Here is a 25,843-nt window from a genome sequence, read left to right as displayed (position 1 = left end):
GATTCATATAAGGGCATGAAGTTAGCCGGTTTTATATACGGACTCACAAATGGTCCCAGAGGCTGGTCGGCTTTTCTTCACTTCTACTATAAAAAAATAGTAGCACAAACCATGGCCTTGGTTTGTACTACTAATGTTAGTATGTTTTTTATCCCGTATAATAGACTCACCTTTCAAGATTTAAGAGAAGGAATAAATATAAGTGGGAGATCAACTGCCCGTAAAAGTTCAATTGATTAGGGGCAACAAAATGTTTTCTGTAGCGAAAGCGAAGCGTCAGCAACAAATATATTCTGTAGAGAAAGCGAAGCGTCAGCAACAAATATATTCTGTAGCGAAAGCGAAGCGTCAGCAACAAATAATTTCTGTGCGAAAGCGAAGCGACAGCAACAAATGTTTTCTGTAGCGAAAGCGAAGCGTCAGCTACAAATGTTTTCTGTGCGAAATGCAAACGTAGTAGCAGGGAGTTAGTCACACAAACGTTTTCAAATAATGTGAGATGTTAGCTTGTGTTCCTCTAGTGAGGGACGAGGAACACCCATATATTGAAGTTTCACTTTAGACCAATATTACAGCAATGTAAAAAAGCATGGCCACGTATTTAAATTAGTTGAGTGTATATGTCTGTAAGTGATAAAATCAAACTTGTGAAATCTACATACTTTTTAAAGGCTTGTCATATAGTGAGGGAGAAGTAACACTATAGACAGTAAACAAGAATGGAACCCTTTGGTGTCTAGCTACGTCAAAGCCTTTAGAAAATTTAATTGAAAGTGAGCATACAGAAAAATGATAGAACTCATCAAGGAGTTAATTAGTTTTATTATGCATATTGACGTGCATTTAGAGGAAATCATAAGTAAATTTGGTAATTTGAGTTATCTCTTTTTATTTGCAATTGTTTTTGTTGAAACAGGTGTCGTGATTTTCCCATTCCTTCCAGGTGATTCTTTACTTTTTGCAAGTGGTGCATTAGCAGCAGCAATAGGCGCTTTTAATATGTGGATATTAATTCCTGTGTTTTTAGCGGCTGCAATTTTAGGGGATACAATGAACTATCATATTGGTCATAAAGTAGGGACATCCATTCCACCAAAGAGCTTCCTTGGTAGAGTCGTAAAAAAAGAACGTATGGAAGAGGCAGAAAAGTTCTTTAATAAACACGGTGGAAAAACGATTGTCATCGCGCGTTTCATGCCTTTCATCCGTACATTCATACCATTTGTTGCAGGGGCTAGTAAAATGAAGTATGGGTACTTCATTATGTATAATGTTGTAGGTGCAGTGTTATGGGTACTCAGCTGTACATTACTAGGTTATTTCTTTGGTAATATCCCTATCATTAAAAATAACTTCTCAACGGTTCTTATATTAATTATCTTGATTTCAGTTGTACCAGCTGTTATTGGTGCTATTAAATCAAGAACAAGTAGAAAATAAAAAAGGACAGTCTAAATGTGATAAAAAATCACTGAGGACTGTCTTTTTTATGCTCATCATCATCTAGGTTGATTTTTAACGAATGTTATCCCTATCTATCGGCGATTATCCGTTTTTTACTATTCTAAATACTGTACAAGACCTTGTGAATCTTCAAGAACCGTACTTCGTGGAATGTCGATAACTAAGATATTTGAATAGGAATAGTCTATTACGTCTGGTTCTAGTTCGAACTGGCGATTAAAATCTAAGATACCTAATGTTGCTTTGGTACGATAATAATTTACTTGTTCTTGTAAAGATCCAATAAATAACTGGTTTTGTGCCACGTATACGTTAGGTAACGGTACTTCGTTTGAAACATCAATCCCTTCTACAATGAAAGGAAATTGATAATAGGTAACAAGAGCTTTCCCAGATTCAATACTATCATTATAACGTTGTCGAATCTTCAAGCTTAAATTGTCATCATTTATAACAACAGGTAATGTATCTCCTTCAAAGTTAATTTCCCATGTTTTCTTTTTGTAATCCTCGGTTAAATAGGAAGAATTGTATTCTTGATCATACTTTTGGATTTGATCAAACTTTTTCTCAATTTGTTTAATTTCAGAAGGAGAAAGTACTGGTATTTTTGATTCTGAAAAAAAACTAATATAAATGAAGGCAGTAAGTCCAAGTACAATATAGCTAGTAATGCCAATTATAATACGCTTAGGCGTCCAAATATTTTTAGCTTTATTCCCTAATTTACTTAGTAGTAGGAAAATAGCAATTACAAGTAGTATTGTAGTAAAAAAGAATAGTGTAGTCGTAATCATTTGCGAGTCACCTCCGATTTGTTTGCAATCCAAATAGTGAGGCTAAAGCATAGTAAAGTAACAAGCAAATAAAGAACACTAATCATAAGATTAGATAACATTAGTAGCGGACTAAGGTTAATAGACCCTAGTAACATATAAATTAAGCTAAACAGCATAAAAGTAGATACAAATATTTTTATAACTACTGGCCCCTTGAAGCTGCTGCCTAATAGTAAGCCGATTGCGCTAAATAAACAGAGGCTACTGAAACATAATAGTAAGGTTGATGGTGAAATAAATAGATTTTCTACTATAAAAGGTTTCTTTTCCATTAAAGAAATCCCGAATACTTGTAAATAATAAGTCGAAATCATAATGATGACCGCAATAAAACTGTAAATAATCATGACAAATACATTGGCCATTGCGCTAGATGTTCGACTAGAAATAACAGATAAGTCATCAGTACGATACGCTTTTGTTGTAAAGAGAAGTGCTACAATAAATGCCCAAATTGCTGTAATAATAAGAAACGTATCGAGTGTGTAAATAGAGAACCGAATATTTAAATTTCCTCGCCCATGACCAGTAGACGCATTCCCAGAGCTAGATGTTAAAATCCCAAAAATGATTTGTACAATAACTAAGGAACTAAGTGCAGAAATATATAATTTTGCTTTCCATTTCACTTGTTTTAGTACAATTGTTTTAAGTGAAATTTTAGTCAAAGATTGCATCAATATCACTTCCTTTTTTACTTGTTAAATACTTGCAGACTTCACTTGCGGTAAGGGACGATAGCGAGATGCCTTTTGTTCGAAGTATTTCTTCTGAGACAAATAGTTTACTAGCATCCACTATTACAGTGGTCATTCCTGCCACATTTTTTTGAGCGTATACTTCCGTCTCAGAGAGCAGATCTGCAAGTGCATCACTTGGTCCGCTAAGTGATATGAGTTGTTCCTTAAATTCATCCAATGGTGCGTGGGCAATGACAGAGCCTTCATCTATCAATAATATTTCTTCTAAAATAGATTCCATCTCTTGTAAATGGTGACTAGTAATTAAAAATGTTCGTGGGAAGGCTAGGTATTCCTTTAAAATGGCCCTGTAAAAATCTGTACGAATCACTTCGTCCATACCATTCATCGGTTCATCTAAAATCGTTAGTGCACAGCGGCTTACTAATCCGTAAACTAGGTTAAAGGTTGCCAATTGCCCTTTAGATAGTTGCTGATGCTTTGCTGTGAGATCTATACCTGCATAATCGAGCATGCGATAAGCTAACTCATTTTGCCAATTAGGATAAAAATCAGCCCCCATCTTTAAAATATCTTCGAGCGACAAGTAATCAGAGAAGCTTAATCGATCATCGATAAAAATCATATTGGCAGCAGTTTGAATATTATTAAAGGGATTTTCATTAAACACTTTGCATGCCCCACTTGTTGGCTTTATATAGCCTGCAAAAATATTAAGTAATGTCGACTTACCAGCACCGTTGCGACCAATAATACCGATAATTTTCTCTGCACCAATAGCGCAGGTTACTTGCTGTAGTGCATGACGACGTCCAAAGCTTTTAGATAACTCCTCACATTGAATAATATTCATTCCAATCCCTCCTGTGTTTTTCGAATAAGTACTAGCAACTCTTCATCAGATACAAGTAAACGTTTTGCCTCTAACACAATCTCTTGTGCCATTTTCGTTAATATTTCGTTTCGGCGTTTCATTAAAATTCGCTCTTTTGCATCCGTAGCGACAAACATACCTAACCCCCGTTTTTTATATAAAAGTTGCTCTTCAAGTAAAATTGTCAGGCCTTTACCAGCTGTAGCAGGATTTATATTGAATAATTCAGCTAGCTGGTATTGTGAATAGACCTTCGCGTCTGTCTGCAATCGGTCGGCAATGATTTCATGCTGTAGCCATTCAGCAATTTGAATATAAATCGGTGTTGTACCATCTAGATGAACGTGCATCGAAAAACCCCCTTTCATTCCTACGTAACATAGTGCATTAGTGTTGTAATGTACTGTATATTGAAAATTGGTAAATGTCAATACGAAATGAAATTTTTTACAAATATTTAGGGCGTATTAAGTGAAATTGAAAAGGTCTCTCTGGAAAAGGAATAAATGATGTATGGGGGAATTTAGAGTTTTAGGTAATGATTTTAAAGGGCTCATCACCGAAAGTTGGGATTAAAGAGCATAAGTCGATTAGAATGAGGCGGAGTGACTCCTAGGGGATAACGTCACAAAAGCGATGACCCATTTTCTTATATAGAATGTTAATTAATGTTAGACGACTTTTTAGACAGTTACTTGAATGGTAAGCAGAGAATAATGAAAGGTGCTATAATATTACTTACTAGAATATGGAGAAATGGGAGGCGACGAAATGGAAGTATTTATCGGCAGACAGCCTATTTTTAACCTTCATGAACAAATCGTTGCATATGAATTATTATATCGTAGCAAAAATGTGAATGCTTTTCCGATGGTAGATTCAGATGCTGCAACAATCGATGTACTAGTAAACTCATTTCTTTCAATTGGCATTGAAGAGGTAACAAAAGGCAAACCTGGTTTTGTTAATTTTACAGAAAACTTACTTATGAGTTCCTTAAATGAGTTTTTAAATCCATCGCAAGTTGTTATTGAGATTTTAGAGGATGTCCCTATTACAACTCAGCTAGTCGAGAGAGTCAGTGAGCTGAAATCCTATGGGTTTAAAATTGCATTAGATGATTTTATTTTGGATGATAAGGTACAAGTTTATGATGAGTTATTTCCTTATATCGATTTTATAAAAGTTGACTTTTTATTGTCACCATTACTGGAGCGAATGGAAATTGAAAATAAAGTGAAAGAAAATTTCCCTCACATAAAACTGCTAGCTGAGAAGGTTGAGACACGTAATCAATTTGAAGTGGCAAAGCATTCTGGCTATGAATTATTCCAAGGCTATTTTTTTGAACAACCACAAATCATTACAGCTACCGATATACCTGCTAATACTATGCAATATTTATATATTATTACGTTATTAAAAGAAGAGGAACCTAATATACAGTTAATAGCTGATAATATTGAGCGTGATATTTCATTAACGTATAAATTATTGCAAATGGTTAATAACTCAGAATCGCGCTCTAAATCCAAGGTTCGTTCGATAAAACAAGCGATTATATTACTCGGCGTATCAAATTTGCGAAAGTGGATTTATTTATTGGCGATGCGAGAAATTGATAGAAATACTGAGAATGATCTTTTTATAGAAGTCATGCGTACATCTTTATTTAGAGCAAAAGTATGTGAGAAATTAGCCAAGCTTTCCTATAAGAAAAACTTCTCTGAATATTTTTTAGTTGGGATGTTTTCGTTGATAGACACATTGTTGCAAAGACCGCTGAATGTTATTTTACAGCAGCTACCTTTTTCGGAAGACATAACAGAAACGATTTTAGGTAATCAAACTGAAATGACACCTTTTCTGGAATTTAGTATTGCGCTAGGTAAGTTAGATTGGTCTACTTTAGAAAATTTAGCTCCTCAGTTCAATATGGATTTAACAAATATCGATCTTTTATACAATGAAGCAATGGAGTGGGCAGAAAAATCTTTATAAAAATAAGGATCAATTCAAAATCTGTTCTTGTTTAATAGGTCCTGTAATGGAATTTGCAGTTAAGTATTTATTATAGAGAAAAGTCGAAAATAAGTTATCTTAAAATTCATTTTAAGGTAGCTTATTTTTTTATTAAATTAATAAGCTTGCCATTAATATAGTTTATGATGAACCAAATTATAAAAATACATATTCCCTTCATCAAGACGAAGTTCTCAATGCGAAGACTAATTGCTATAATCATCTCGTCTTTAAAAAATTCTGATAGTTGAAGTGGGCGTGGGGGAAATGAATCAAATTCATGATGTAAGGGAAAGCATTGTGGAGTATGTGTACGTCATAGTAGGAGCGGCAATTATTGCTATTGGCTTCAATGTATTTTTACTGCCAAATCAAGTAGCTTCTGGCGGAGTAAGTGGGATTAGTACAATTTTACACGGTTTATTTGGTTGGAATCCTGGTTTTGTCCAATATGCATTCAATATTCCATTATTTATCGCAGGTGTATTATTACTAGGGAAAAAGTTTGGGATAAAATCGTTTGTTGGAACAGTAACATTACCGTTTATTGTATTACTAACGAACAGTTGGGGGCCATGGACAGATAATCCATTACTCGGTGCACTTTTTGGGGGAATAGTGGTCGGTTTAGGAATAGGACTTGTCTTTAAGGGGAATGCTTCTACTGGTGGCACTGATTTACTAGCACAAATAATTACAAAGTATACCGGATTATCGCTTGGTACAAGTGTACTTTTAATTGATGGGATTATCGCAGTTAGTGCAGCAATTGTTTTTGACTTAGAGAAAGGTTTGTATGCCCTGATTGGACTTTATGTCACTACGAAAACGATTGATATTATTCAGCTCGGCTTTAGTCAGTCCAAAATGGTTTACATTATTACGATGAAACAAGATGAAGTACGTGATGCCATTTATGCCGAGATCAATCGAGGAGTGACAAAGTTGCCTGCAATAGGTGGCTATACAGGGGAAGCACGACCAGTACTTATGGTTGTTGTTTATCAAACAGAATTCACAAAGCTGAAACAACTCATTAAAAACGTTGACCCATCAGCGTTTGTTATCGTTTCTGATGCTTATGAGGTGTTAGGAGAAGGTTTCAAACGTGCATAATTTTGGTATAATGTCGGAGAAAGATATTTATTTACTTTGAGGAGGGGCCCTAATGAAAAAGGCAATGTTAACATTAGCGATTGGTTCAGCAATCTTCTTAGCTGCTTGCGGCGGAGGTAAAACGACAACAACTGAAGGTACGAAAACAACTACTCCAAATGGCGAAACAATTGCTATGAAGTCTTGTATTACTTGCCATGGTGGCGAGCTACAAGGCCAAGGAAATGCACCAAAAATTAGCGATGTAGGCTCTCGTTTAACAGAAAAAGAAATTTTGAATGTTGTTGAAAATGGTAAAGGTGCAATGCCTGCTGGTATTGTAAAAGGTGCAGATGCAGAAGCAGTTGCCAAATGGTTAGCTACTCAAAAATAAAGCGATAATGAAACTAGCGGGCTGGAGAACCGCTAGTTTTTTATATTTTGTAGAATTTTTAGTCAGGGCAGACAGAGTGTAAATACATTTCTTTTATACATAGACATGCTAAAATAAGGTGAAACTGCAATCATTATGCTGATTGCTAGTTAACGCAGGACAAAACATATTCAATTCCTTTGAATGGAGGCTACTAAACATTGGTCGTAGTATTAACAAGAGATGTTATGGAGAAATTTAAGTTAGAACTATTAGCTGGTGAGGAAGGAATAGGAAGAACGATTGTTACTAGTGATATTTCAAGACCAGGACTCGAGATGGCGGGGTATTTTACGCACTATCCTGCGAATCGAGTACAATTGCTAGGAAAAACAGAACTTTCTTTTTTTGAAATGCTGCCTGCAGATGTGAAACTGGAGCGCATGCGTCTTCTATGTTCGCAGGATACACCAGCTATAATTATTTCTCGTGATTTAGAGGTACCAAATGAACTTATACAGGCGTCCAATGAAAAACATGTACCTGTATTTAAAACACACATGACAACAACGAAATTTTCGAGTAGGCTAACAAACTATTTAGAAGGTCGCTTAGCACCAATGACTGCTGCGCACGGAGTTTTAGTTGATGTATACGGAATTGGTGTACTAATTATCGGAAAAAGTGGTGTAGGGAAAAGTGAAACGGCACTTGAGCTTGTCAAGAAGGGTCACCGCTTAGTGGCTGATGATTGTGTAGAGATCCGTCAGGAATCAGAGAATTTCTTAATTGGGAGTCCACCTCCTCTTTTAGAACATTTACTCGAAATCCGAGGCATCGGTATTATCGATATAATGACACTCTTTGGTGCAAGTGCGGTACGACCGTACAAACGTATTACATTAATTATTGAATTGGAAATATGGGATCCAGAAAAAGTGTATGATCGTCTAGGTTTAGAGGAAGAGAAAATGAAAATCATTGATACGGAATTGACAAAGCTAACGATTCCTGTAAGACCTGGACGTAATGTGTCTGTTATTATTGAAGTAGCAGCAATGAATTATCGTTTGAAAAAGATGGGTGTTAATGCAGCCGAGGAGTTTTCTAGACGATTAGATGAGGTAATCTCATCAACGGACGAGTTGGACGACTAATCGTTTTTAACTTATTTCAGCTAAAGTGTCTCCCACCTCTATATGTGGTGAGATGAATGCGGGTTTAAGTTACTTTTCAGTGGGTGTATAAACATCCGCTGAAATAGAGGAACTAAGTCTAAGAACGCCACGTCCTGTGGCAACGACTGAGTAACCAACATCGTGTTGCTGTCGCTGCGTTAACACTACGCTTTCGCACAGAAAACATTTGTTGGCCCAAAGCCTCCGGCGGATGTCACGGAAGTAGGAAAGGAGTTCTTAGAGGATGTTAGCCTAAAACCATCGCATCCATGCGATAACGGCTAACTGACCTGCATCGGTACTGTCGCTGCGCTTTCGCACAAAAAACACTTGCAGGCCTAAGCACAAAGCCGATTCCGGACACAATTATGCCGAGGCATAATTGATTAGGATTCATTTGCAAATAAATGCAATGAATTGATTATGAGAGGAGTATAAGATGGACTTGTTATTATTAGAAATTAATCCGATTGCTTTCCATTTAGGACCTATCGAAGTTCGCTGGTATGGGTTACTAATCGTATCGGGTATTATTTTAGCTTATTTTGTAGGACAAAGAGAGGCTGTTAAGAGAGGCTTACCAGAAGATTTTTTAGCAGATCTATTACTATGGGCTGTTCCTATATCTATAATATGTGCACGTATATACTATGTAACGATGCGTTGGGATTATTATAGCGAAAACCCAGGGAAGATTATTGAAATTTGGAATGGTGGTATCGCTATTCATGGTGCTCTTATTGGCGCCTTTTTGACAGCTTACATATTCACACGTAGAAGAAATATCAGCTTTTTACGAGTTGCGGATATTGCGGCACCGAGTATTTTAATTGGACAAATAATTGGCCGATGGGGAAATTTTATGAACCAAGAGGCTTATGGTGGTCCAGTATCACGTGAGTTTTTAGAACATCTAATGCTGCCGGATTGGATTATTAATCAAATGTATGTTGAAGAATTAGGAACATACGTACATCCTACTTTTTTATATGAATCCGTTTGGAACTTTATTGGGCTAATTATTTTATTAGTTTTACGCAAAGTAAATTTAAATCGTGGTGAAATATTCTTCGGCTATATAATTTGGTATTCAATCGGTCGCTTCTATATAGAAGGCATGCGTACAGATAGCCTGTATTTAGTAGGAGATTTACGCTCGGCTCAGGTTGTTTCAATAATAGGTATTGTTGTGGGTCTTGGTGCGATTATTTATCGACGCATAAAAGTAAAACCTGCAGTAAAGTATTTAGATAATAAATAAGGGGTGCAAAGCATGACTGTAAAGGCATTACTATTTGATTTTGATGGTACATTACTCAATACAAATGATTTAATCATTCAAACGTTTATGCATGTTTTAAACGAGCGATTTCCCGGGCAATATTCGCCAAAAGATTGCTTAAAATTCCTCGGGCCGTCCTTAAAACAGACATTTAGTGACATTGCTCCTGGTGAAGAGGATGCAATGAGTGCAAAATATCGTGAATATAATGAATTACATCACGATGAGCTTGTCACTCAATATCCTGATGTTGTATCAACTTTAGAGCAATTAAAGGCTATGGGGATCAAGTTAGCGATTGTTTCTACAAAGCGTAATGGGATGATTGACCGTGGTCTATCTGTACTAGGTGCAAGTCATTTATTTGACATCCGTATTGGCACGGATGATGTAAAAAATGTAAAGCCTGATCCAGAGCCAGTTTTGCTTGCGCTTGAACGCCTTGGTGTAAACAAGGAAGAAGCCATTATGATTGGCGATAATTCTCACGATATTGAGGCCGGGCACAACGCTGGAGTTAGAGCAGCTGGTGTCGCATGGGCTTTTAAAGGTGAGGAATACTTACAGCAATTCAAGCCGGAATATATGTTGCATCATATGACGGATTTATTTGAAATTGTGAAAGCGGGGTAAGTAAATGGCACGTAAAACAGAACGCTACCGTGTCGAAGGAGCAAACTCGCTTTGGAATATTTATGATACGGTGTCCTTTTGGAAGGTGATGAAGTGTTTCGTTGTCATTCAAATTGGACGCTTCACACCATTTTTACGTGTGAAAAACTGGTTGTATCGAACTTTTTTAAAAATGGAGATTGGTGAACAAACTTCCATAGCTTTAATGGTTATGCCAGATACAATGTTTCCAGAACGTATTCATATCGGTGACAATACCGTTATAGGCTTCAATACGACTATTTTGGCGCATGAGTATTTAATAGAGGAATATCGTCTGGGAGATGTTCATATTGGCAAAGAAGTGATGGTTGGTGCCAATTCAACGATACTACCAGGTGTTACGATAGGTGACGGTGCGATAGTGTCAGCTGCAACCCTTGTGCACAAGGATGTGCCAGCTGGCTGTCTAGCAGGCGGTAATCCTATGCAAATTATTTATACAGCTGAACAAATGGCGGAGCGCAAAAGCAATGAAGTAGTAGAATGGTGCACGCCGAAAAAATAATAATACCTACACTGTGCATGCTTTACTGTGCACAGTGTTTTTTGTTGATAACAATTGTAAAAAAAATTAAAGTATGACTCTCCAGCAAAACGAGGGGTTGATTTCCGTTCCGACTGGGCGCTTTCCTGGGGGCGTCCGATGAGCCGCTTCACTCGCGATGCTCGCTCCAGGGTCTCATCTGTGACGCTAATCCCCAAGGAGTCGCCCAGTCTCCACTCCAATCAACCATTACTAAGCGTGTATCTTCTGAAATGTCACTTAAACTGTAAAGTGATAGAATGAAAATTGGCAACATGTGTTTTCTGTGCGAAAGCGAAGCAACAGCAACAAATGCTTTAATATATGAAAACATAGTGGCGGTAACAACAGAAGTACAAACTTCACTATTGTAAGTCTATTTTGCTCGATTAAGGTGAGTAGTCATAGCGTTCACTTTTGAAATACATAAAATTTATAAAGGTTCTAAGTTATCATGATTGGAGTGGAAGGCTACTCGACTCCCGTGGGAAAGCGAGACAGGCGAGACCCTGCACGGAGCGTAAGCGGAGGAAGCGGCTCGACGCTCGCCCACTGGAAAGCGAGTAGCCTGGAACGGAAATCACTCGCCAAAACTTTCATGAAAATTTCCTTGACCATTATATTTTTCAACACCATTAAACTGTGCAAGCCTCACTATGCACAGTTTTTTTCTCTAAAGATTTACTAATTTAAGGCGGAAAAAGCTTACTCTGTTGAATAAAGTTTCAATTTATTTATTTTCGAGTATAATTAACGGAATAATCAGTATTGAAATTATTCGATTATTTAAACGGAGTTGCGTTGACTAGCAAGAAGAAATAAGTTAGAATTCTTTCATAATCTAATTCTCTAACACTCTAGTGAGTTAAAGTAAAACGTGAGGAAGTGTCAAAATGTCGTCGATTAAAATGTTCGAGAAACCACTTGGAATGCGCGATACATTTCCGCAAATATTTGAAAAGGTAGAGGCTGTAAGAAATACTGGGCGGGATTTTTTATGCAGAAGAGGTTATGAATTTATTAAAACGCCTGCAGTAGAGTATTTTGATACAGTCGGTAAAGCATCAGCGATAGCCAATGCGCATTTATTTAAATTAGTAGATGGCCAGGGCAACACGTTAGTACTACGACCTGATATGACAACACCGATTGCACGTATAGCAACATCAAAATTATTAAAAGAAATGATTCCAATTCGCCTCGCTTATTTTGCAAGTGTTTTTCGTGCACAGGAAGCGGAAGGTGGACGCCCAGCAGAATTTGATCAGATGGGGATAGAGTTAATTGGAGACAATTCTGTATTTGCTGATGCTGAGGTTATTGTTACGGCAATGGAGTTATTAAAACAATTTGGCTTAGCGCAATTTAAAGTAACGATCGGTCACGCAGGTATATTAAATTGTATTTTACAAGATTATACAGAAAGCATCGAACAACAAAATATACTTCGGGCACTACTTGTGCAACGCAATTATGTGGGGTTTGAGGAAGCGGTAGAATCATTTGATTTACCTAAAACAAAATCCGATGCATTATTACAATTTATTGAAGAAGCAATGAATTTAAAAGAAATTCAAGATATTGAAAAATACGTGCGGAAAAATGACGCATTAGAATATATGCAACAGCTCGCTAAATTACTTGAAATTGCTGACTTAGCGGATTATGTGGCCTTCGATTTTACACTTTCTAGTCATATGAGCTATTACACAGGCATGTTATTTGAAGTGTTTGCAACTGGCAGTGGTTTTCCGTTAGGGAATGGGGGACGCTATGATGGATTGCTGGAGGTGTTTGGCTCAAAAGTAGGCGCAACAGGATTTAGTATTCGTGTTGATCGCCTATTGGAAACACTTAATGGGCAATCTGATGCGCGACAAGAAGCTACAGTCGTGTTATTTGAGGAAGAACAATTTGAAGCGGCTCTTACAAAGGTACAGACGCTACGAGCAGCTGGTAAACAGGTTACCTTACAGTTAAGGAGTAGTCTTGTCGATGAAGAAGCTTTTTTAGCACACTTTACAGAAGTAGTTATTGTGGGACAGGAGGACGTTGACGGTGAATGAATTAACGATTGCTATGCCAAAGGGACGCATTTTTGATGAGGCATATCAGATGCTTTTAGAAGCTGGCTTTAATTTACCAGAAGAAGTCGAAATGTCCCGTAAATTAATGCTTGAAATTCCAGAAGAGAAAATTCGTTTTATATTAGCAAAGCCAATGGATGTTCCTGTTTATGTTGAGCACGGTGTAGCGGATATTGGTATTGCTGGTAAGGATGTTTTGTTAGAACAGCAACGAGAAGTACATGAATTACTGGATTTGAAAATAAGTACTTGTTATATCGCATCTGCAGGCTTACCTAATACGACGATGAATGAAATTGCACCAAGAATAGCGACAAAATATCCTAATATTGCAATGAAATATTATAAGGGTATTGGAGAGCAGGTTGAAATTATTGAGCTAAATGGATCGATTGAATTAGCGCCCATGATTAGCTTAGCAGATCGAATTGTCGATATTGTTTCAACAGGCAGGACACTGAAAGAAAATGGCTTAGTGGAGTATGAATTTATTACAGACGTATCATCACGATTAATTGCCAACCCAGTAAGCTATCGCATGAAGAGTGACCGTATTATCGATCTTGTGAAACGTTTAAAAAAATGTGTTAAATAAAAATGTCTACTATTAGAAGAGGCACATTCCTAGATTTAAAGGAGATTAATCCTATGAAAATAACAAAGCTAGAAAAAGGTATTTCCTTAAAGCGAGCACTTGAAGGTGGAAATGAAGAACAGTTAAAGGTTGTGCGTCAAGTATTAGCAGACGTTCGTGCACAAGGTGACACAGCTATACGTTTTTATACAGAAAAATGGGATGGTTTCGCCCCTAATCATTTACGCGTAACGAAGGAAGAAATAGCAGAGGGCGTAAATTCAATTGATCAACAACTTTATGCTGATTTAACAGAGGCTGCTCAAAATATTCGCTTTTATCACGAACAGCAAAAGCGTTCAGGTTATCGCTTAGATCTTAAAGATGGCTCATGGCTTGGGCAACGAATTACTGCGCTCGATGCAGTAGGTCTTTATGTTCCTGGTGGTACAGCAGCATACCCATCTTCGGTCTTGATGAACGTAATTCCTGCACAAGTAGCTGGTGTCAAACGCATTGTTATTACATCTCCAGCAGGTCGAGATGGAAAGTTACCTCCAGGTGTACTTGCTGCAGCGCACATTTTAGGAGTAGAAGAAATCTATAAAATCGGTGGAGCTCAGGCGATTGCGGCTCTTGCATATGGCACAGAGACAATTTCTCCAGTTGATAAAATCACAGGCCCTGGAAATATCTTTGTAGCATTAGCAAAACGTGAGGTATTTGGTGAGGTAGCGATTGATATGATTGCAGGCCCGAGTGAAATTGCCGTATTAGCAGACGATACAGCATTTGCTGATGAAATCGCGGCTGATCTTTTATCACAGGCTGAGCACGATAAATTAGCTTGTGCCATTTTAGTAACGACTTCTGAGCAATTGGCTAAAAAAGTAGCTGATGAAGTGGAGAAGCAATTAACGACTTTACCACGTGAAGAGGTAGCGCGTGCATCGATAGAAAACTTTGGTGCTATCTATGTAGCTGAAACGATGGCAGATGCCGTAGATGCGATTAATTCGCTAGCACCTGAACATTTAGAAATTGTCACAAAAAATGCGGAGGCTATAGCTGAGCAAGTACGACATGCAGGTGGTATTTTCATCGGTCGTTATAGCTCTGAACCAGTTGGTGATTACTTTGCTGGGACAAATCATGTGCTGCCAACGAATAGCACTGCACGCTTTGCAAGTGGCTTAAACGTCGATGATTTTGTGAAAAAATCGAGCGTCGTCTTTTATAGTGAAAAAACTTGGGCAGAAAACGCACCGAAAATTGCACGTCTAGCACGCATGGAAGGCTTAGAGGGCCATGCGCGTGCAGTCGAATCACGTGGATGGGAAAAGGAGTAGTACAATGACCGAAAAAAAACGATATGCAAAAGTTGAACGTACGACAAATGAAACTCAAATTTCGGTAGCCATCGATTTAGATGGTGAAGGAAAGGCAGATATAAAAACGGGTGTTGGCTTTATGGATCACATGCTTGACCTCTTTATCAAACATGGGCTTTTTGATGGGACGATAGAAGCGAACGGTGACACATATATAGACGATCATCATACAACAGAAGACCTCGGAATTGTATTAGGCCAAGCTATTCGTGAAGCGCTCGGTGATAAAAAAGGAATAAAGCGTTACGGCACAGCATTTGTGCCAATGGATGATGCACTTGCACAGGTCGTGGTGGATTGCTCAAATCGTCCGCACCTAGAATATCGTGTGCCACAGCTGAAAGAAAAGGTCGGTAGCTTCGATACTGAATTAGTACATGAATTTTTGTGGAAGTTTGCACTCGAGGCTCGGATGAATGTTCATGTCATCGTACCTTATGGACATAATACACATCATATTATTGAAGCTATTTTTAAGGCGTTAGCACGTGCCATTGACGCAGCAGTGGAAATTGATCCACGTGTGAAAGGTGTACCATCGACTAAGGGGCTGTTAACGTGAAAATAGGTGTTATTGATTATGGAATGGGGAATTTATTTAGTGTTGAACAGGCATTAAAACGACTTGGCTGTGAGGTTGTTGTCACGGCTAACGAGACAGTGCTAGATGCAACAGATGCTCTGTTACTCCCTGGTGTTGGAGCATTTCCAGATGCCATCAAACGTTTAGCTGAAACGAATTTAGATCAATATTTACAAAAGGTGAAAGCTGAAAATCGACCACTTCTCGGAATTTGCTTAGGCATGCAATTATTATTCGAGCAAAGTGAAGAAGTGTCTCCAACGAAGGGTCTAGGCTTTTTTAAAGGAAGCATTAAACGATTTAGTGGTGACAACGCTGGGCACAAATATCGAGTACCACATATGGGATGGAATGAGCTCATAGTGACAGATCGCCCTTCATGGTTAAAGGGTGAAGTAACGGCAAAGCATGTTTATTTTGTACACTCATTTTATGCAACTGATATCGATGAAACGGAGCTTGTCGCTTATGCGGATTATCATGATATTAGGGTTCCTGGCATTGTGGCAAATGGCTCTATTACGGGCATGCAGTTCCACCCCGAAAAGTCAGGTGAGCTAGGTGTGCATTTATTAGAGCAATGGTTGAAGGGGGTGGCATCATGTTAACAAAGCGCGTTATTCCATGTCTTGATGTGAAAGAGGGACGTGTTGTAAAAGGTGTACAGTTTGTGTCATTACGTGATGCGGGTGACCCAGTAGAGCTTGCCAAGTTTTATGATGAACAAGGAGCAGATGAGCTTGTATTTCTAGATATCTCGGCATCACATGAAGGACGTGAAACAATGGTGGATGTCGTACGGCAAACTGCAGCTACATTAGCGATTCCATTCACGGTAGGTGGTGGAATTCGTACATTAGATGATATGAAACGTATTTTACGTGCAGGTGCCGACAAAGTATCAGTGAATACTTCTGCTTTAGAGCGCCCAGAGCTTATTAAAGAAGGGTCTGATTTTTTTGGCGCACAATGTATTGTAGTAGCTATTGATGCCCGCTATAGCGAAGAAGATGCTGCATGGATGGTTTATACGCATGGTGGCCGAAACAAAACAGCATGGCGCGCAACTGAGTGGGCGAAGGAAGCGGTTCGCTTAGGTGCAGGTGAAATTTTATTAACGAGTATGAATCAGGACGGTGAGAAATCCGGCTTTGATTTAGCCTTAACAAAAGCTGTGAGAGAGGCTGTGACAGTTCCTGTTATTGCAAGCGGCGGTGCAGGCAATGCCGAACATTTTTACGAAGTATTAGCTGAAGATATCGATGCAGATGCAGCACTTGCCGCATCCATCTTCCATTACAAAGAAACGAGCGTAGCACAAGTAAAAGAGTACTTACGTGAAAAAGGAGTGGCAGTAAGATGATTGACAACATTAAATTTGATGAAAAAGGTCTTGTCACTGCGGTTGTACAAGATGCTAATACAAAAGAAGTACTAACTGTAGCGTATATGAATAAAGAATCTCTAGAAAAAACACTTGAATCGGGAGAAACATGGTTCTTTTCACGTTCACGTCAAGAACTCTGGCACAAAGGTGCAACAAGTGGTCATACACAACAAGTGGTATCTATTAAGGCGGATTGTGATGGTGACGCGTTAGTTGTGGAAGTAATTCCTGCTGGTCCGGCTTGTCATAATGGAACAACTTCTTGTTTTACGGAAATCATTCAGCAAAATACCAAAGTCGGATCTGTTGAGATTATTTCTAAACTCGTAAAGGTCATTGAAAAGCGCGAGCAAGAAATGCCAGAAGGGGCTTATACTACATATTTGTTCGATAAGGGAATCGATAAAATTTGTAAAAAAGTTGGAGAAGAAGCAACTGAAGTTGTCATAGGTGCAAAAAATCGTGATGCAGAAGAAGTGAAATGGGAGGCTGCCGATTTAATTTATCACCTACTAGTGTTACTACAAGAGCAAAAAGTAAGTGTTTATGACGTGTTACATGTGTTAGAAAAACGTCACGAGGAGAAATAACGGCATATTGCTTATTGTATGGTATAATAGAAGTTACTGTGTAAAGGAACGTATTATACGTTCCTTATTTCTTGTTTCGGAGGAAATATTTTGGAAAAGAAACGTCAAAAAGAGAGTCAAACGAATATAGTGTCGTTCATTCCAACAGGCGACTATTATTATAATAAATCAATTCAAGCAATGAATAGCGGACAAATGAATAAAGCCTATAAATATTTACAGCGAGCAGTCGATCTAAGCCCTGATGATCCAATGATTTTATTGCAATTAGCGATAATAGAGTTAGAGGGTCAACGTTTTGAGGAAGCTTATGATCTTCTTCGTCGTGCCTATCAAATAGATAAAGACAATCCAGAAATTATTTTTTACATGGCAGAGATTTCAGGATGTATCGGCATCATACATGATGCTAAACGCTTTGCAGAGCAATATTTACAAATAGAGCCAGATGGTGCCTATGCAGATGAAGCTACTGAAATATTAGAGTTTGTTGATTTTGAACAAGATGATTTTGAGGAGCTTGAAGGTTCTGCTGAAGATTTATATCGGCAGGAACAGGCGAGGCGTTGTATGGAAAAGGGAGATTTCCCTGAAGCTATTAAAATTTTAGAAGACTTAGTTGAGGATAGACCGGATTTTTGGTCAGCTTATAATAACTTAGCCCTTGCCTATTTTTATGTAGGCGAAGCAGAACAGGCGAAGGCTCTGCTAAACACTGTATTACGTGAAAATAAAGGGAATTTACATGCACTATGTAATCTAACGGTTATCGCGTACTATGAAAAAAACGAAGAAGATTTAAAGGATCTTTTAGAAATACTTGTAAAAATTCAGCCTTACTTATGGGAACATCGCTATAAGCTAGGTGCAACATTAGCGCTCGTTGGACAATATGATTTAGCCTTTAAATGGTTGCGTAGCATGCAGAAAAGAGGCTATGTAGGCGATGCTGGCTTTTACTTTTGGTTATCACATGCAGCTTATTTCTCAGAACATGAAGAAATTTCAAAGAGTGCATGGGCGCAGCTACTTGAGCTAGATCCCGATAAAGAAGGCTTTGAACCTTGGCGTCAAGAAGAAAACGATTATTCACTTGATGCATTAGAACATGATCGTGATTATATTGTAGATAAGCTAGAGAGCGAATATACAAGTGAACGCATATTTGGTTTATTTTTACTAAGCTGTACAGCACATAAACAGGAAATTATTGCGCATCCAAAATGGATAGACGTTGACCAATTTAATGCGTATGAAAAGCTATTCCTCGCTTATGCACTAGGACATCAATTTGATATGAAAAACAAAGTAGAGGCTAGCTTTATACGAGCAGTAAGTGTGCCAGAAATTTTACTAGAACAGTATGGTAAGCTAACAACATTAATTGCACCAATGTTCCAAATGTGGTTTGTGCTTTGTGAGCAAGCATTGATGAACAATTATCGTTTTACAAATCCAGCAGCTATTGCAGGAGCAAATGATTATTTATTTCGTTCATCCAGAATGCTTAAAGTTACAAAAAAAGAGATTGCTCAGCAATACGGAGTATCAGTGTCAACTTTATCGAAGTATATTGATGAAATTTTAATGTATTTACCAAGCACTCATAATTAGACCGTGAGCAACATAGTTGAATAACTTTTTACTTTCACATACGATGAACATAATAACATTATTATAAAAAAGTAAAAATCTGTTTAGGGGGAAGTATTTATGTCAGAAGAAAAAATTTATGATGTAGTAATAATCGGTGCAGGTCCGGCTGGAATGACTGCTGCTGTTTATACATCACGTGCCAACCTTTCAACTTTAATGATTGAACGTGGGATCCCTGGCGGACAAATGGCAAATACAGAAGAAGTAGAAAACTATCCAGGATTTGATACAATTTTAGGGCCTGAGCTATCTACAAAAATGTTTGATCATGCTAAGAAATTTGGTGCAGAGTATGCATATGGCGATGTAACTGAAATTATTGATGGTGAGGAATATAAAACAATAATTTCAGGTGCTAAAGAATATAAAACACGAGCAATTATTCTTTCTACAGGTGCCGAGTATAAAAAAATGGGCGTGCCTGGCGAAAAAGAACTTGGTGGTCGTGGTGTCAGCTATTGTGCAGTATGTGATGGTGCATTCTTCAAACAAAAAAATCTTGTTGTCGTAGGTGGCGGGGATTCTGCTGTTGAAGAAGGCGTTTATTTAACTCGCTTTGCTGATAAAGTAACAATTGTGCACCGTCGTGATAAATTACGTGCACAAAAAATTCTCCAAGATCGTGCCTTTGCTAACGAAAAAATTGATTTCATTTGGAATGCAACAGTCAAAGAAATTAATGAAGCTAACGGTAAAGTTGGAAGTGTAACATTACAATCAACTGTAGATGGTGTAGAATCTAATTTTGCTACTGATGGCGTATTCGTATACATTGGTATGCTACCGTTAACTAAACCATTTGAGTCTCTAGGTATTTTAAATGATGCTGGTTATATTTTGACAAATGATAATATGGAAACGACAGTACCAGGTATCTTCGCAGCTGGAGATGTACGTGAAAAATCACTTCGTCAAATCGTTACAGCAACAGGTGACGGAAGTATTGCAGCACAAGCAGTACAGCACTATGTGGAAGAATTATTAGAAAAAATTAATGCTTAAAATGGATCATTGATAAGGGCAGTCTCCACCCTGAGTGGGATGTACAGTTTATGCCCGAGATTTATTATTTTAAGGAAAAAAATACAATTTTAATACGGTCTTAATATAGTTGTAACTTGAATGACATATAAAAGGTGTAATATATAAATTGTAATTAGCAATCCCCCTTTTATTTTGTTGAGTAGGTTGTTTCCGCCAAATAAGGTGGAGCAACCTATTTTTGTTGTGAACGGAAATTTTTATGGCGGAGTTTCATATGTTTAGTAGAGGTTAAAAAACATGTTTCCTCCATGATCGATGAAGTTAAAATTGCAATGCGCCTAAAGTTTAGAAATGAGGACAAACCTTGTTTGGTCTTGCTATAATAAAAGGTAGAATGCAAAAGAGATTAGAGGTGTGCCTATGCAAAGAATTGCAAATTTAATAGCCGTAAAAGACGGTCAAGTGTTATTACTTCAGAAGCCGAGACGTGGCTGGTACGTAGCACCTGGCGGTAAAATGGAGAGCGGTGAGTCGATTTATGAGGCTGCAGTACGTGAGTTTAAAGAAGAAACAAATGTCACGCCAATAAACGCTCATTTAAAAGGTGTTTATACGATGGTTATTAAAGAAAATAATGAGACAGTGGACGAATGGATGCTTTATACATTTGTTGCAAAGGATATAGAAGGTGTACCGTTTAAAGAAACTAGAGAAGGCAAACTTGCATGGCACCCAGTAGAGGATTTAAAACATTTGCCAATGGCTGAAGGTGATCGAACAAACTTACAATTTGCAATCTCACAATCAGGCATTCAGTACGGTACATTTGAATACACAACTGATTTTGAATTACTTCATGAGAAAATACAAATATCAATTGAACAATAAAGGAGCTGCATGACAGTGGTGGTTGAAGGACCAAAAGGTACACATGAATTGGTTATTATTACAGGGATGTCTGGAGCTGGGAAAACAGTAGCTATTCAGAGCTTTGAAGATTTAGGGTATTACTGTATTGATAATTTACCACCAGCGTTACTCACTACGTTTTTAACCCTACTAAGGGATTCGGGTAAAAATATTACACGTATAGCAGCTGTCATGGATATGCGTGGTGGCGACTTTTTTGATTCTCTTATCGGTGCCCTCGACCATATTCTTAAAGAAGGCGATACAGTGGCACGGATTTTATTTTTAGATGCAGATGATGCAACTTTAGTTAGACGTTATAAAGAAACAAGACGTGCACATCCATTGGCTGTAAATGGTTTGCCATTAGATGGCATTAAACAAGAACGTAAGCTTTTATCCGAAGTAAAGGGTCGCGCTAAATTTGTTTATAATACATCTAATATGAAGCCTAAAGAGCTACGTGAAAAAATCGCTAAAGAATTTGCGAGTGATGCAGATAATATTTTCTCAGTAAATATCATGTCTTTTGGATTTAAGCATGGTATGCCGATAGATGCGGACTTAGTATTTGATGTCCGCTTTTTAAAAAATCCATATTATGTAGAAGAGTTACGCCAAAAAACGGGTTTACAAACTGAGGTATCTTCTTATGTTCTGGCACTTGAAGATACGCAAACACTCATTCAAAAACTAACGGATTTGTTTGAATTTATGATTCCGCTCTATAGACAAGAGGGTAAATCGCAACTTGTCATTGCTTTTGGATGTACTGGAGGACAGCATCGTTCGGTAACATTAGCAGAGTATTTTGGGGCATATTTAGCTGGAAAGGAAAACACTGTTATAACACATCGTGACATCAATCGTAGAAAGGATTGAGTGAATGGGAAAGAAGCGAACAAAGCTTGTTGTAATTGGTGGGGGTACGGGGCTTTCTACGTTACTACGAGGGCTCAAGCACCACCCATTTGATATTACTGCAATTGTGACAGTAGCAGATGATGGTGGTTCTTCAGGACGCTTACGAGATGACTATGATATTCCACCACCTGGTGATGTCCGTAATGTAATCGCTGCCTTATCGGATGTTGAGCCGCTTGTAGAGCAAATGTTTCAATACCGATTTTCAGCGTCAGAAGATTTACGTGGGCATTCATTAGGTAATTTAATGCTGACTGCTTTAACAGATATTACCGGAGATTTTAACCATGCTATTAGTGAAATGGGAAAGGTTTTAAAGGTTCATGGTCGCGTCATACCAGCAGCCAACAAAAAGATAAATTTACATGCTGAGCTTGAAGACGGTTCAATCATTGAAGGGGAATCTAAAATTCCAAAGGCTAAAAAACGAATTAATCGAGTTTTTTTAGTGCCTGAAAATGTGCAACCGCTACCAGAAGCTATTCGAGCAATTAATCGTGCAGATTATATTTTAATTGGACCAGGAAGTTTATATACAAGCATTATTCCAAACCTTCTTGTAAAAGAAATTGGGAAAGCTGTTGTTAAGGCTAAAGGAAGAAAAATTTACGTTTGTAATTTAATGACTCAAAAAGGTGAAACCATTTCCTATACAGCAGGCGATCATGTTGAAGCTTTATATAAACATGTAGGAGACTCCTTCATTGATTCTATATTGGTAAATGATGTAAAACTACCTAATCCTGTAAAAGAGCTATATAAGGAAGAGTGTGCTGAGCCAGTAACATTTGACGTTGCAAAGCTTGAAAGTATGGGATTAGAGGTTATTAAACGAGATATTGCCACGATTCGCCCAGATGGGACGGTTCGCCATAATGCGACAAACGTTGCGAAATGGCTTGTAGATTACGCAAATATCTATGAACAAGAAGTTAGAGAATTATAAAGCGCTTATTGTATATGATAAGATGAACATATACATAGAACAAAAAGATTGAAAGGAGGGCGTGATATGTCTTTTGCTTCTGAAACAAAAAAAGAGTTAACTCAAATAGAAGCGGACAATCATTGTATGAAAGCAGAAGTATCTGCCCTAATTCGTATGAATGGTTCATTATCCTTTGCTAATAAACAGTTAAGCTTAGACGTACAAACTGAAAACGCAGCAATCGCAAGAAGACTTTATACGATTATGAAGAAGCTATATCCGTATAATGTAGAGTTACTTGTTAGAAAAAAAATGCGTTTGAAAAAAAATAACGTATACATTTGCCGTGTAAGAGAAGGTGCTCGTGAGCTACTGATTGATTTAGAAATCATCTCAGACGACTTTCAATTTAATCATACTATTTCTCGGAAGCTCATTAAAAAGAGTGGTCAAAAAAGAGCATATTTACGAGGTGCATTTTTAGCTGGTGGCTCTGTCAACAATCCAGAAACGTCAGCCTACCATTTAGAAATTTATTCATTATATAAAGAGCACGGCGAGGCTTTAATGGATGTAATGAATGAATTCGAGCTAAATGCAAAAACAATTGAACGAAAAAAAGGCTTTGTCACTTATTTAAAAGAAGCAGAAAAAATTTCTGATTTCCTTAATATTGTTGGAGCTCATCAAGCAATGATGAAATTCGAAGACGTTCGCATATTGCGAGACATGAGAAATAGTGTCAATCGCATTGTCAACTGTGAAACAGCGAACTTGAATAAAACAATAGGCGCAGCATTACGCCAAGTAGAGAATATCCGATTTATTGAAAATTCAATAGGTCTAGATCAATTGCCAGAAAAACTTCGTGAAATTGCACGATTACGAGTAGAATACCAAGATGTAACACTAAAAGAACTTGGTGAAATGGTATCAAGCGGAACGGTTAGTAAATCCGGTGTCAATCATCGATTACGGAAAATCGATGAAATTGCCGATGCATTAAGAAGCGGAGAAAAAATTGGTGGTTAAATTTTCATACTTTTCAGGTATGAATGTGTGTTTAACTTCTTTCAGTGGGTGTGTTGGTAGCGAAAGCGAAGCGACAGCAACAACAACGTGTTTTGTCTGTGCGAAAGCGAAGCGACAGCAACAACGTATTTTATCTGTGCGAAAGCGAAGCGAGACAGCAACAACGTATTTTGTCTGTGCGAAAGCGAAGCGACAGCAACACCAACAACACACGACTGAGTGATCAACATCATGCCGCTGACACTACGCTTTCGCGCAAAAAACATCATGCCGCTGATGCTACACTTTCGCGCAAGAAACATCATGCCGCTGACGCTACACTTTCGCGCAAAAACCATCTGTTGCTGCCGCTGCGTTAGCACTACGCTTTCGCACAAAAAACATCTGTTGGCCTAAAGCCTCCAGAAGCAATTATGCCGAGGCATAATTGATTCGTGTATTGTTCTTTTGCTAGTAAGTAAGGTAAGATAAAAATAATAGATGAACGGTAGTAAAGGGGAGTTATAAGAATGACCGAGAGAAGAGTCCATGTAAAATTAAAATTAGGACTACAAGCTAGACAAGCAGCACTATTTGTACAAGAAGCAAATCGTTTTAGCGCAGATATCTTTCTGGAAAAAGACGAGAAAAAAGTAAATGCTAAATCCATTATGGGCGTTATGAGCTTAGCCATTGCCAAAGGAACAGAGGTCGTACTTAGTGGCGCTGGTAGCGATGCTGAGCAAGCGGTTACAGCATTAGCAGCACTAATCGAAAAAGAAGATTAATAAAACCATAATGCAATAACTGTCCAAGCAGTAAAACTTACATGCTGGGCAGTTTTTTTGCGTTTTGGTACAGAAGGTTCCTCTTAAACAATTTAAAATAATGGCGAATGGCCGATGCTTCAAATTTACTGGCCGTGGATAGAACCGTTGAAATGGTGGATAGAAAGGTCAAAGTGAAGGATAGAACGATCTAAGCGACGGAAAGAAGAGTCGAAGTGATGGAAAGAAGAGTCGAAGTGATGGAAAGAAAGACCGAAGCGACTGAAAGAAGAGTCAGAGCGACGGAAAGAAAAGTCGAAGTCGTGGATAGAAACGTCAAAATGATGGATAGAGTAGCCAAAATCGTGGATAGAACCACCAAAATCGTGGATAGAACGATCAAAGTGGCGGAGTGACGGTAAGAAAGACCGAAGCGACGGAAAGAAGAGTCGGAGTGACGGAAAGAAAGACCAAAGCGACGGAAAGAAGAGCCGGAGTGACGGAAAGAAAGACCGAAGCGGCGGAAAGAAAAGGCGGCGACGGAAAGAAGAGTCAGAGCGACGGAAGGAAAGACTGAAGCGACGGAAAGAAGAGCCAGAGCGACGGAAGGAAAGACTGAAGCGGCGGAAAGAAGAGTCAGAGCGACGGAAAGAAAGACCGAAGCGACGGAAAGAAGAGCCGGAGTGACGGAAAGAAAAGGCGGCGACGGAAAGAAAGACCGAAGCGACGGAAAGAAGAGCCAGAACGACGGAAAGAAAGRCCGAAGYGACGGAAAGAAGAGYCGRAGTGAYGGAAAGAAAAGGCGGCGACGGAATGAAGAGTCAGAGCGACGGAAGGAAAGACTGAAGCGGCGGAAAGAAAAGGCGGCGACGGAAAGAAAGACCGAAGCGACGGAAAGAAAAGCCAGAGCGACGGAAAGAAAGACCGAAGCGACGGAAAGAAGAGCCGGAGTGACGGAAAGAAAAGGCGGCGACGGAAAGAAAGACCGAAGCGACGGAAAGAAGAGCCAGAACGACGGAAAGAAAG

At 38.4% G+C, this 25,843-nt stretch carries 30 protein-coding genes; 25 read left to right on the top strand and 5 right to left on the bottom strand.

Annotated elements, in window-relative coordinates:
* From AC1DCY_RS23560 to AC1DCY_RS23550, 3 genes are all read left to right on the top strand, one after another.
* Positions 1 to 240 (top strand): hypothetical protein (locus AC1DCY_RS23560; protein ID WP_477354027.1); only part of this gene is annotated, 240 nt, incomplete at its 5' end.
* 10 nt (positions 241 to 250) lie between these two features.
* Positions 251 to 406 (top strand): hypothetical protein, encoded by a 156-nt coding sequence (locus AC1DCY_RS23555; RefSeq protein ID WP_477354025.1) that lies wholly within the window; start codon positions 251 to 253, stop codon positions 404 to 406.
* A gap of 386 nt (positions 407 to 792) precedes the next feature.
* Positions 793 to 1,440, top strand: coding sequence for a VTT domain-containing protein (locus tag AC1DCY_RS23550; RefSeq protein WP_477354029.1), 648 nt, complete (start codon positions 793 to 795; stop codon positions 1,438 to 1,440).
* Positions 1,441 to 1,559: 119 nt separating this feature from the next.
* Here AC1DCY_RS23550 and AC1DCY_RS23545 read toward each other — a convergent pair whose 3' ends face one another.
* The 4 genes from AC1DCY_RS23545 to AC1DCY_RS23530 are packed head-to-tail and all read right to left on the bottom strand — an operon-like array spanning position 1,560 to position 4,228.
* Positions 1,560 to 2,261, bottom strand: coding sequence for a hypothetical protein (locus AC1DCY_RS23545; RefSeq protein WP_477354023.1), 702 nt, complete (start codon positions 2,259 to 2,261; stop codon positions 1,560 to 1,562).
* Positions 2,258 to 2,980, bottom strand: coding sequence for a hypothetical protein (locus AC1DCY_RS23540; RefSeq protein ID WP_477354022.1), 723 nt, complete (start codon positions 2,978 to 2,980; stop codon positions 2,258 to 2,260). The genes AC1DCY_RS23545 and AC1DCY_RS23540 overlap by 4 nt, the downstream gene beginning before the upstream one ends.
* Entirely contained in the window at positions 2,964 to 3,857 is an 894-nt protein-coding gene (locus AC1DCY_RS23535; protein WP_477354020.1) for an ATP-binding cassette domain-containing protein, read from the bottom strand. The genes AC1DCY_RS23540 and AC1DCY_RS23535 overlap by 17 nt, the downstream gene beginning before the upstream one ends.
* The gene (locus AC1DCY_RS23530) at positions 3,854 to 4,228 is read right to left on the bottom strand and encodes a GntR family transcriptional regulator (RefSeq protein ID WP_477354018.1); all 375 of its coding nucleotides are present in this window, start codon (positions 4,226 to 4,228) and stop codon (positions 3,854 to 3,856) included. The genes AC1DCY_RS23535 and AC1DCY_RS23530 overlap by 4 nt, the downstream gene beginning before the upstream one ends.
* 421 nt (positions 4,229 to 4,649) lie before the next feature.
* Here AC1DCY_RS23530 and AC1DCY_RS23525 point away from each other — a divergent pair, with 421 nt between their 5' ends.
* The 22 genes from AC1DCY_RS23525 to AC1DCY_RS23420 all read left to right on the top strand — a co-directional run bounded on the left by AC1DCY_RS23525 (position 4,650) and on the right by AC1DCY_RS23420 (position 24,838).
* Positions 4,650 to 5,879, top strand: coding sequence for an EAL and HDOD domain-containing protein (locus AC1DCY_RS23525; protein WP_477354016.1), 1,230 nt, complete (start codon positions 4,650 to 4,652; stop codon positions 5,877 to 5,879).
* A 288-nt stretch (positions 5,880 to 6,167) separates the two neighbouring features.
* A complete protein-coding gene (locus AC1DCY_RS23520) occupies positions 6,168 to 7,016 on the top strand; it encodes a YitT family protein (RefSeq protein WP_477354014.1) in 849 nt (282 codons plus the stop codon).
* 52 nt (positions 7,017 to 7,068) lie between these two features.
* On the top strand, positions 7,069 to 7,389 hold the full coding sequence (gene cccB, locus AC1DCY_RS23515) for a cytochrome c551 (protein ID WP_477354012.1): 321 nt from the start codon (positions 7,069 to 7,071) through the stop codon (positions 7,387 to 7,389).
* Positions 7,390 to 7,589: 200 nt separating this feature from the next.
* Positions 7,590 to 8,525 (top strand): HPr(Ser) kinase/phosphatase, encoded by a 936-nt coding sequence (gene hprK / locus AC1DCY_RS23510; RefSeq protein ID WP_477354010.1) that lies wholly within the window; start codon positions 7,590 to 7,592, stop codon positions 8,523 to 8,525.
* A gap of 460 nt (positions 8,526 to 8,985) precedes the next feature.
* Positions 8,986 to 9,807 (top strand): prolipoprotein diacylglyceryl transferase, encoded by an 822-nt coding sequence (gene lgt, locus AC1DCY_RS23505; protein ID WP_477354008.1) that lies wholly within the window; start codon positions 8,986 to 8,988, stop codon positions 9,805 to 9,807.
* Between the two features lie 12 nt (positions 9,808 to 9,819).
* Entirely contained in the window at positions 9,820 to 10,461 is a 642-nt protein-coding gene (gene ppaX / locus AC1DCY_RS23500) for a pyrophosphatase PpaX (RefSeq protein ID WP_477354006.1), read from the top strand.
* A 4-nt stretch (positions 10,462 to 10,465) separates the two neighbouring features.
* Positions 10,466 to 11,008 carry an acyltransferase gene (locus AC1DCY_RS23495; RefSeq protein WP_477354004.1) on the top strand — a complete coding sequence of 181 codons (543 nt, stop codon included), beginning with the start codon at positions 10,466 to 10,468 and terminating at the stop codon, positions 11,006 to 11,008.
* A 911-nt stretch (positions 11,009 to 11,919) separates the two neighbouring features.
* Positions 11,920 to 13,092, top strand: a complete 1,173-nt coding sequence (locus AC1DCY_RS23490) for an ATP phosphoribosyltransferase regulatory subunit (protein ID WP_477354002.1) — start codon at positions 11,920 to 11,922, stop codon at positions 13,090 to 13,092.
* Positions 13,085 to 13,708 (top strand): ATP phosphoribosyltransferase, encoded by a 624-nt coding sequence (gene hisG / locus AC1DCY_RS23485; RefSeq protein ID WP_427417014.1) that lies wholly within the window; start codon positions 13,085 to 13,087, stop codon positions 13,706 to 13,708. Before AC1DCY_RS23490 ends, hisG begins: the two co-directional genes overlap by 8 nt.
* Positions 13,709 to 13,761: 53 nt before the next feature.
* Entirely contained in the window at positions 13,762 to 15,036 is a 1,275-nt protein-coding gene (gene hisD / locus AC1DCY_RS23480) for a histidinol dehydrogenase (RefSeq protein ID WP_477354000.1), read from the top strand.
* A gap of 4 nt (positions 15,037 to 15,040) precedes the next feature.
* Positions 15,041 to 15,640, top strand: a complete 600-nt coding sequence (hisB, locus tag AC1DCY_RS23475; RefSeq protein ID WP_477353998.1) for an imidazoleglycerol-phosphate dehydratase HisB — start codon at positions 15,041 to 15,043, stop codon at positions 15,638 to 15,640.
* Positions 15,637 to 16,269 carry an imidazole glycerol phosphate synthase subunit HisH gene (hisH, locus tag AC1DCY_RS23470; protein WP_477353996.1) on the top strand — a complete coding sequence of 211 codons (633 nt, stop codon included), beginning with the start codon at positions 15,637 to 15,639 and terminating at the stop codon, positions 16,267 to 16,269. Before hisB ends, hisH begins: the two co-directional genes overlap by 4 nt.
* Entirely contained in the window at positions 16,263 to 17,024 is a 762-nt protein-coding gene (gene hisF, locus AC1DCY_RS23465; RefSeq protein ID WP_477353994.1) for an imidazole glycerol phosphate synthase subunit HisF, read from the top strand. The genes hisH and hisF overlap by 7 nt, the downstream gene beginning before the upstream one ends.
* Positions 17,021 to 17,638 (top strand): bifunctional phosphoribosyl-AMP cyclohydrolase/phosphoribosyl-ATP diphosphatase HisIE, encoded by a 618-nt coding sequence (gene hisIE / locus AC1DCY_RS23460; protein ID WP_477353992.1) that lies wholly within the window; start codon positions 17,021 to 17,023, stop codon positions 17,636 to 17,638. The genes hisF and hisIE overlap by 4 nt, the downstream gene beginning before the upstream one ends.
* A 90-nt stretch (positions 17,639 to 17,728) precedes the next feature.
* Complete coding sequence (locus AC1DCY_RS23455) at positions 17,729 to 19,252, top strand: tetratricopeptide repeat protein (RefSeq protein WP_477353990.1); 1,524 nt, start codon at positions 17,729 to 17,731, stop codon at positions 19,250 to 19,252.
* A 99-nt stretch (positions 19,253 to 19,351) separates the two neighbouring features.
* Entirely contained in the window at positions 19,352 to 20,296 is a 945-nt protein-coding gene (gene trxB, locus AC1DCY_RS23450) for a thioredoxin-disulfide reductase (protein WP_477353988.1), read from the top strand.
* 402 nt (positions 20,297 to 20,698) lie between these two features.
* Positions 20,699 to 21,166 carry an NUDIX domain-containing protein gene (locus tag AC1DCY_RS23445; protein ID WP_477353986.1) on the top strand — a complete coding sequence of 156 codons (468 nt, stop codon included), beginning with the start codon at positions 20,699 to 20,701 and terminating at the stop codon, positions 21,164 to 21,166.
* A gap of 9 nt (positions 21,167 to 21,175) precedes the next feature.
* The gene (gene rapZ / locus AC1DCY_RS23440) at positions 21,176 to 22,069 is read left to right on the top strand and encodes an RNase adapter RapZ (RefSeq protein ID WP_477353984.1); all 894 of its coding nucleotides are present in this window, start codon (positions 21,176 to 21,178) and stop codon (positions 22,067 to 22,069) included.
* Between the two features lie 4 nt (positions 22,070 to 22,073).
* Positions 22,074 to 23,057 carry a gluconeogenesis factor YvcK family protein gene (locus AC1DCY_RS23435; RefSeq protein WP_477353982.1) on the top strand — a complete coding sequence of 328 codons (984 nt, stop codon included), beginning with the start codon at positions 22,074 to 22,076 and terminating at the stop codon, positions 23,055 to 23,057.
* A 66-nt stretch (positions 23,058 to 23,123) separates the two neighbouring features.
* The gene (gene whiA / locus AC1DCY_RS23430) at positions 23,124 to 24,071 is read left to right on the top strand and encodes a DNA-binding protein WhiA (protein WP_477353980.1); all 948 of its coding nucleotides are present in this window, start codon (positions 23,124 to 23,126) and stop codon (positions 24,069 to 24,071) included.
* Entirely contained in the window at positions 24,064 to 24,294 is a 231-nt protein-coding gene (locus tag AC1DCY_RS23425) for a hypothetical protein (RefSeq protein WP_477353978.1), read from the top strand. Before whiA ends, AC1DCY_RS23425 begins: the two co-directional genes overlap by 8 nt.
* 286 nt (positions 24,295 to 24,580) lie before the next feature.
* Positions 24,581 to 24,838 (top strand): HPr family phosphocarrier protein, encoded by a 258-nt coding sequence (locus tag AC1DCY_RS23420; RefSeq protein ID WP_477353976.1) that lies wholly within the window; start codon positions 24,581 to 24,583, stop codon positions 24,836 to 24,838.
* A gap of 190 nt (positions 24,839 to 25,028) precedes the next feature.
* On the opposite strand, the gene AC1DCY_RS23415 is transcribed toward AC1DCY_RS23420, so the two are convergent.
* Positions 25,029 to 25,843: hypothetical protein (locus tag AC1DCY_RS23415; RefSeq protein WP_477353974.1), on the bottom strand; the 815-nt coding region annotated here is incomplete at its 5' end.

It is taken from the genome of Lysinibacillus sp. 10T31 (assembly GCF_056394365.1).
This window is presented reverse-complemented; position numbering and strand designations above follow the sequence as displayed.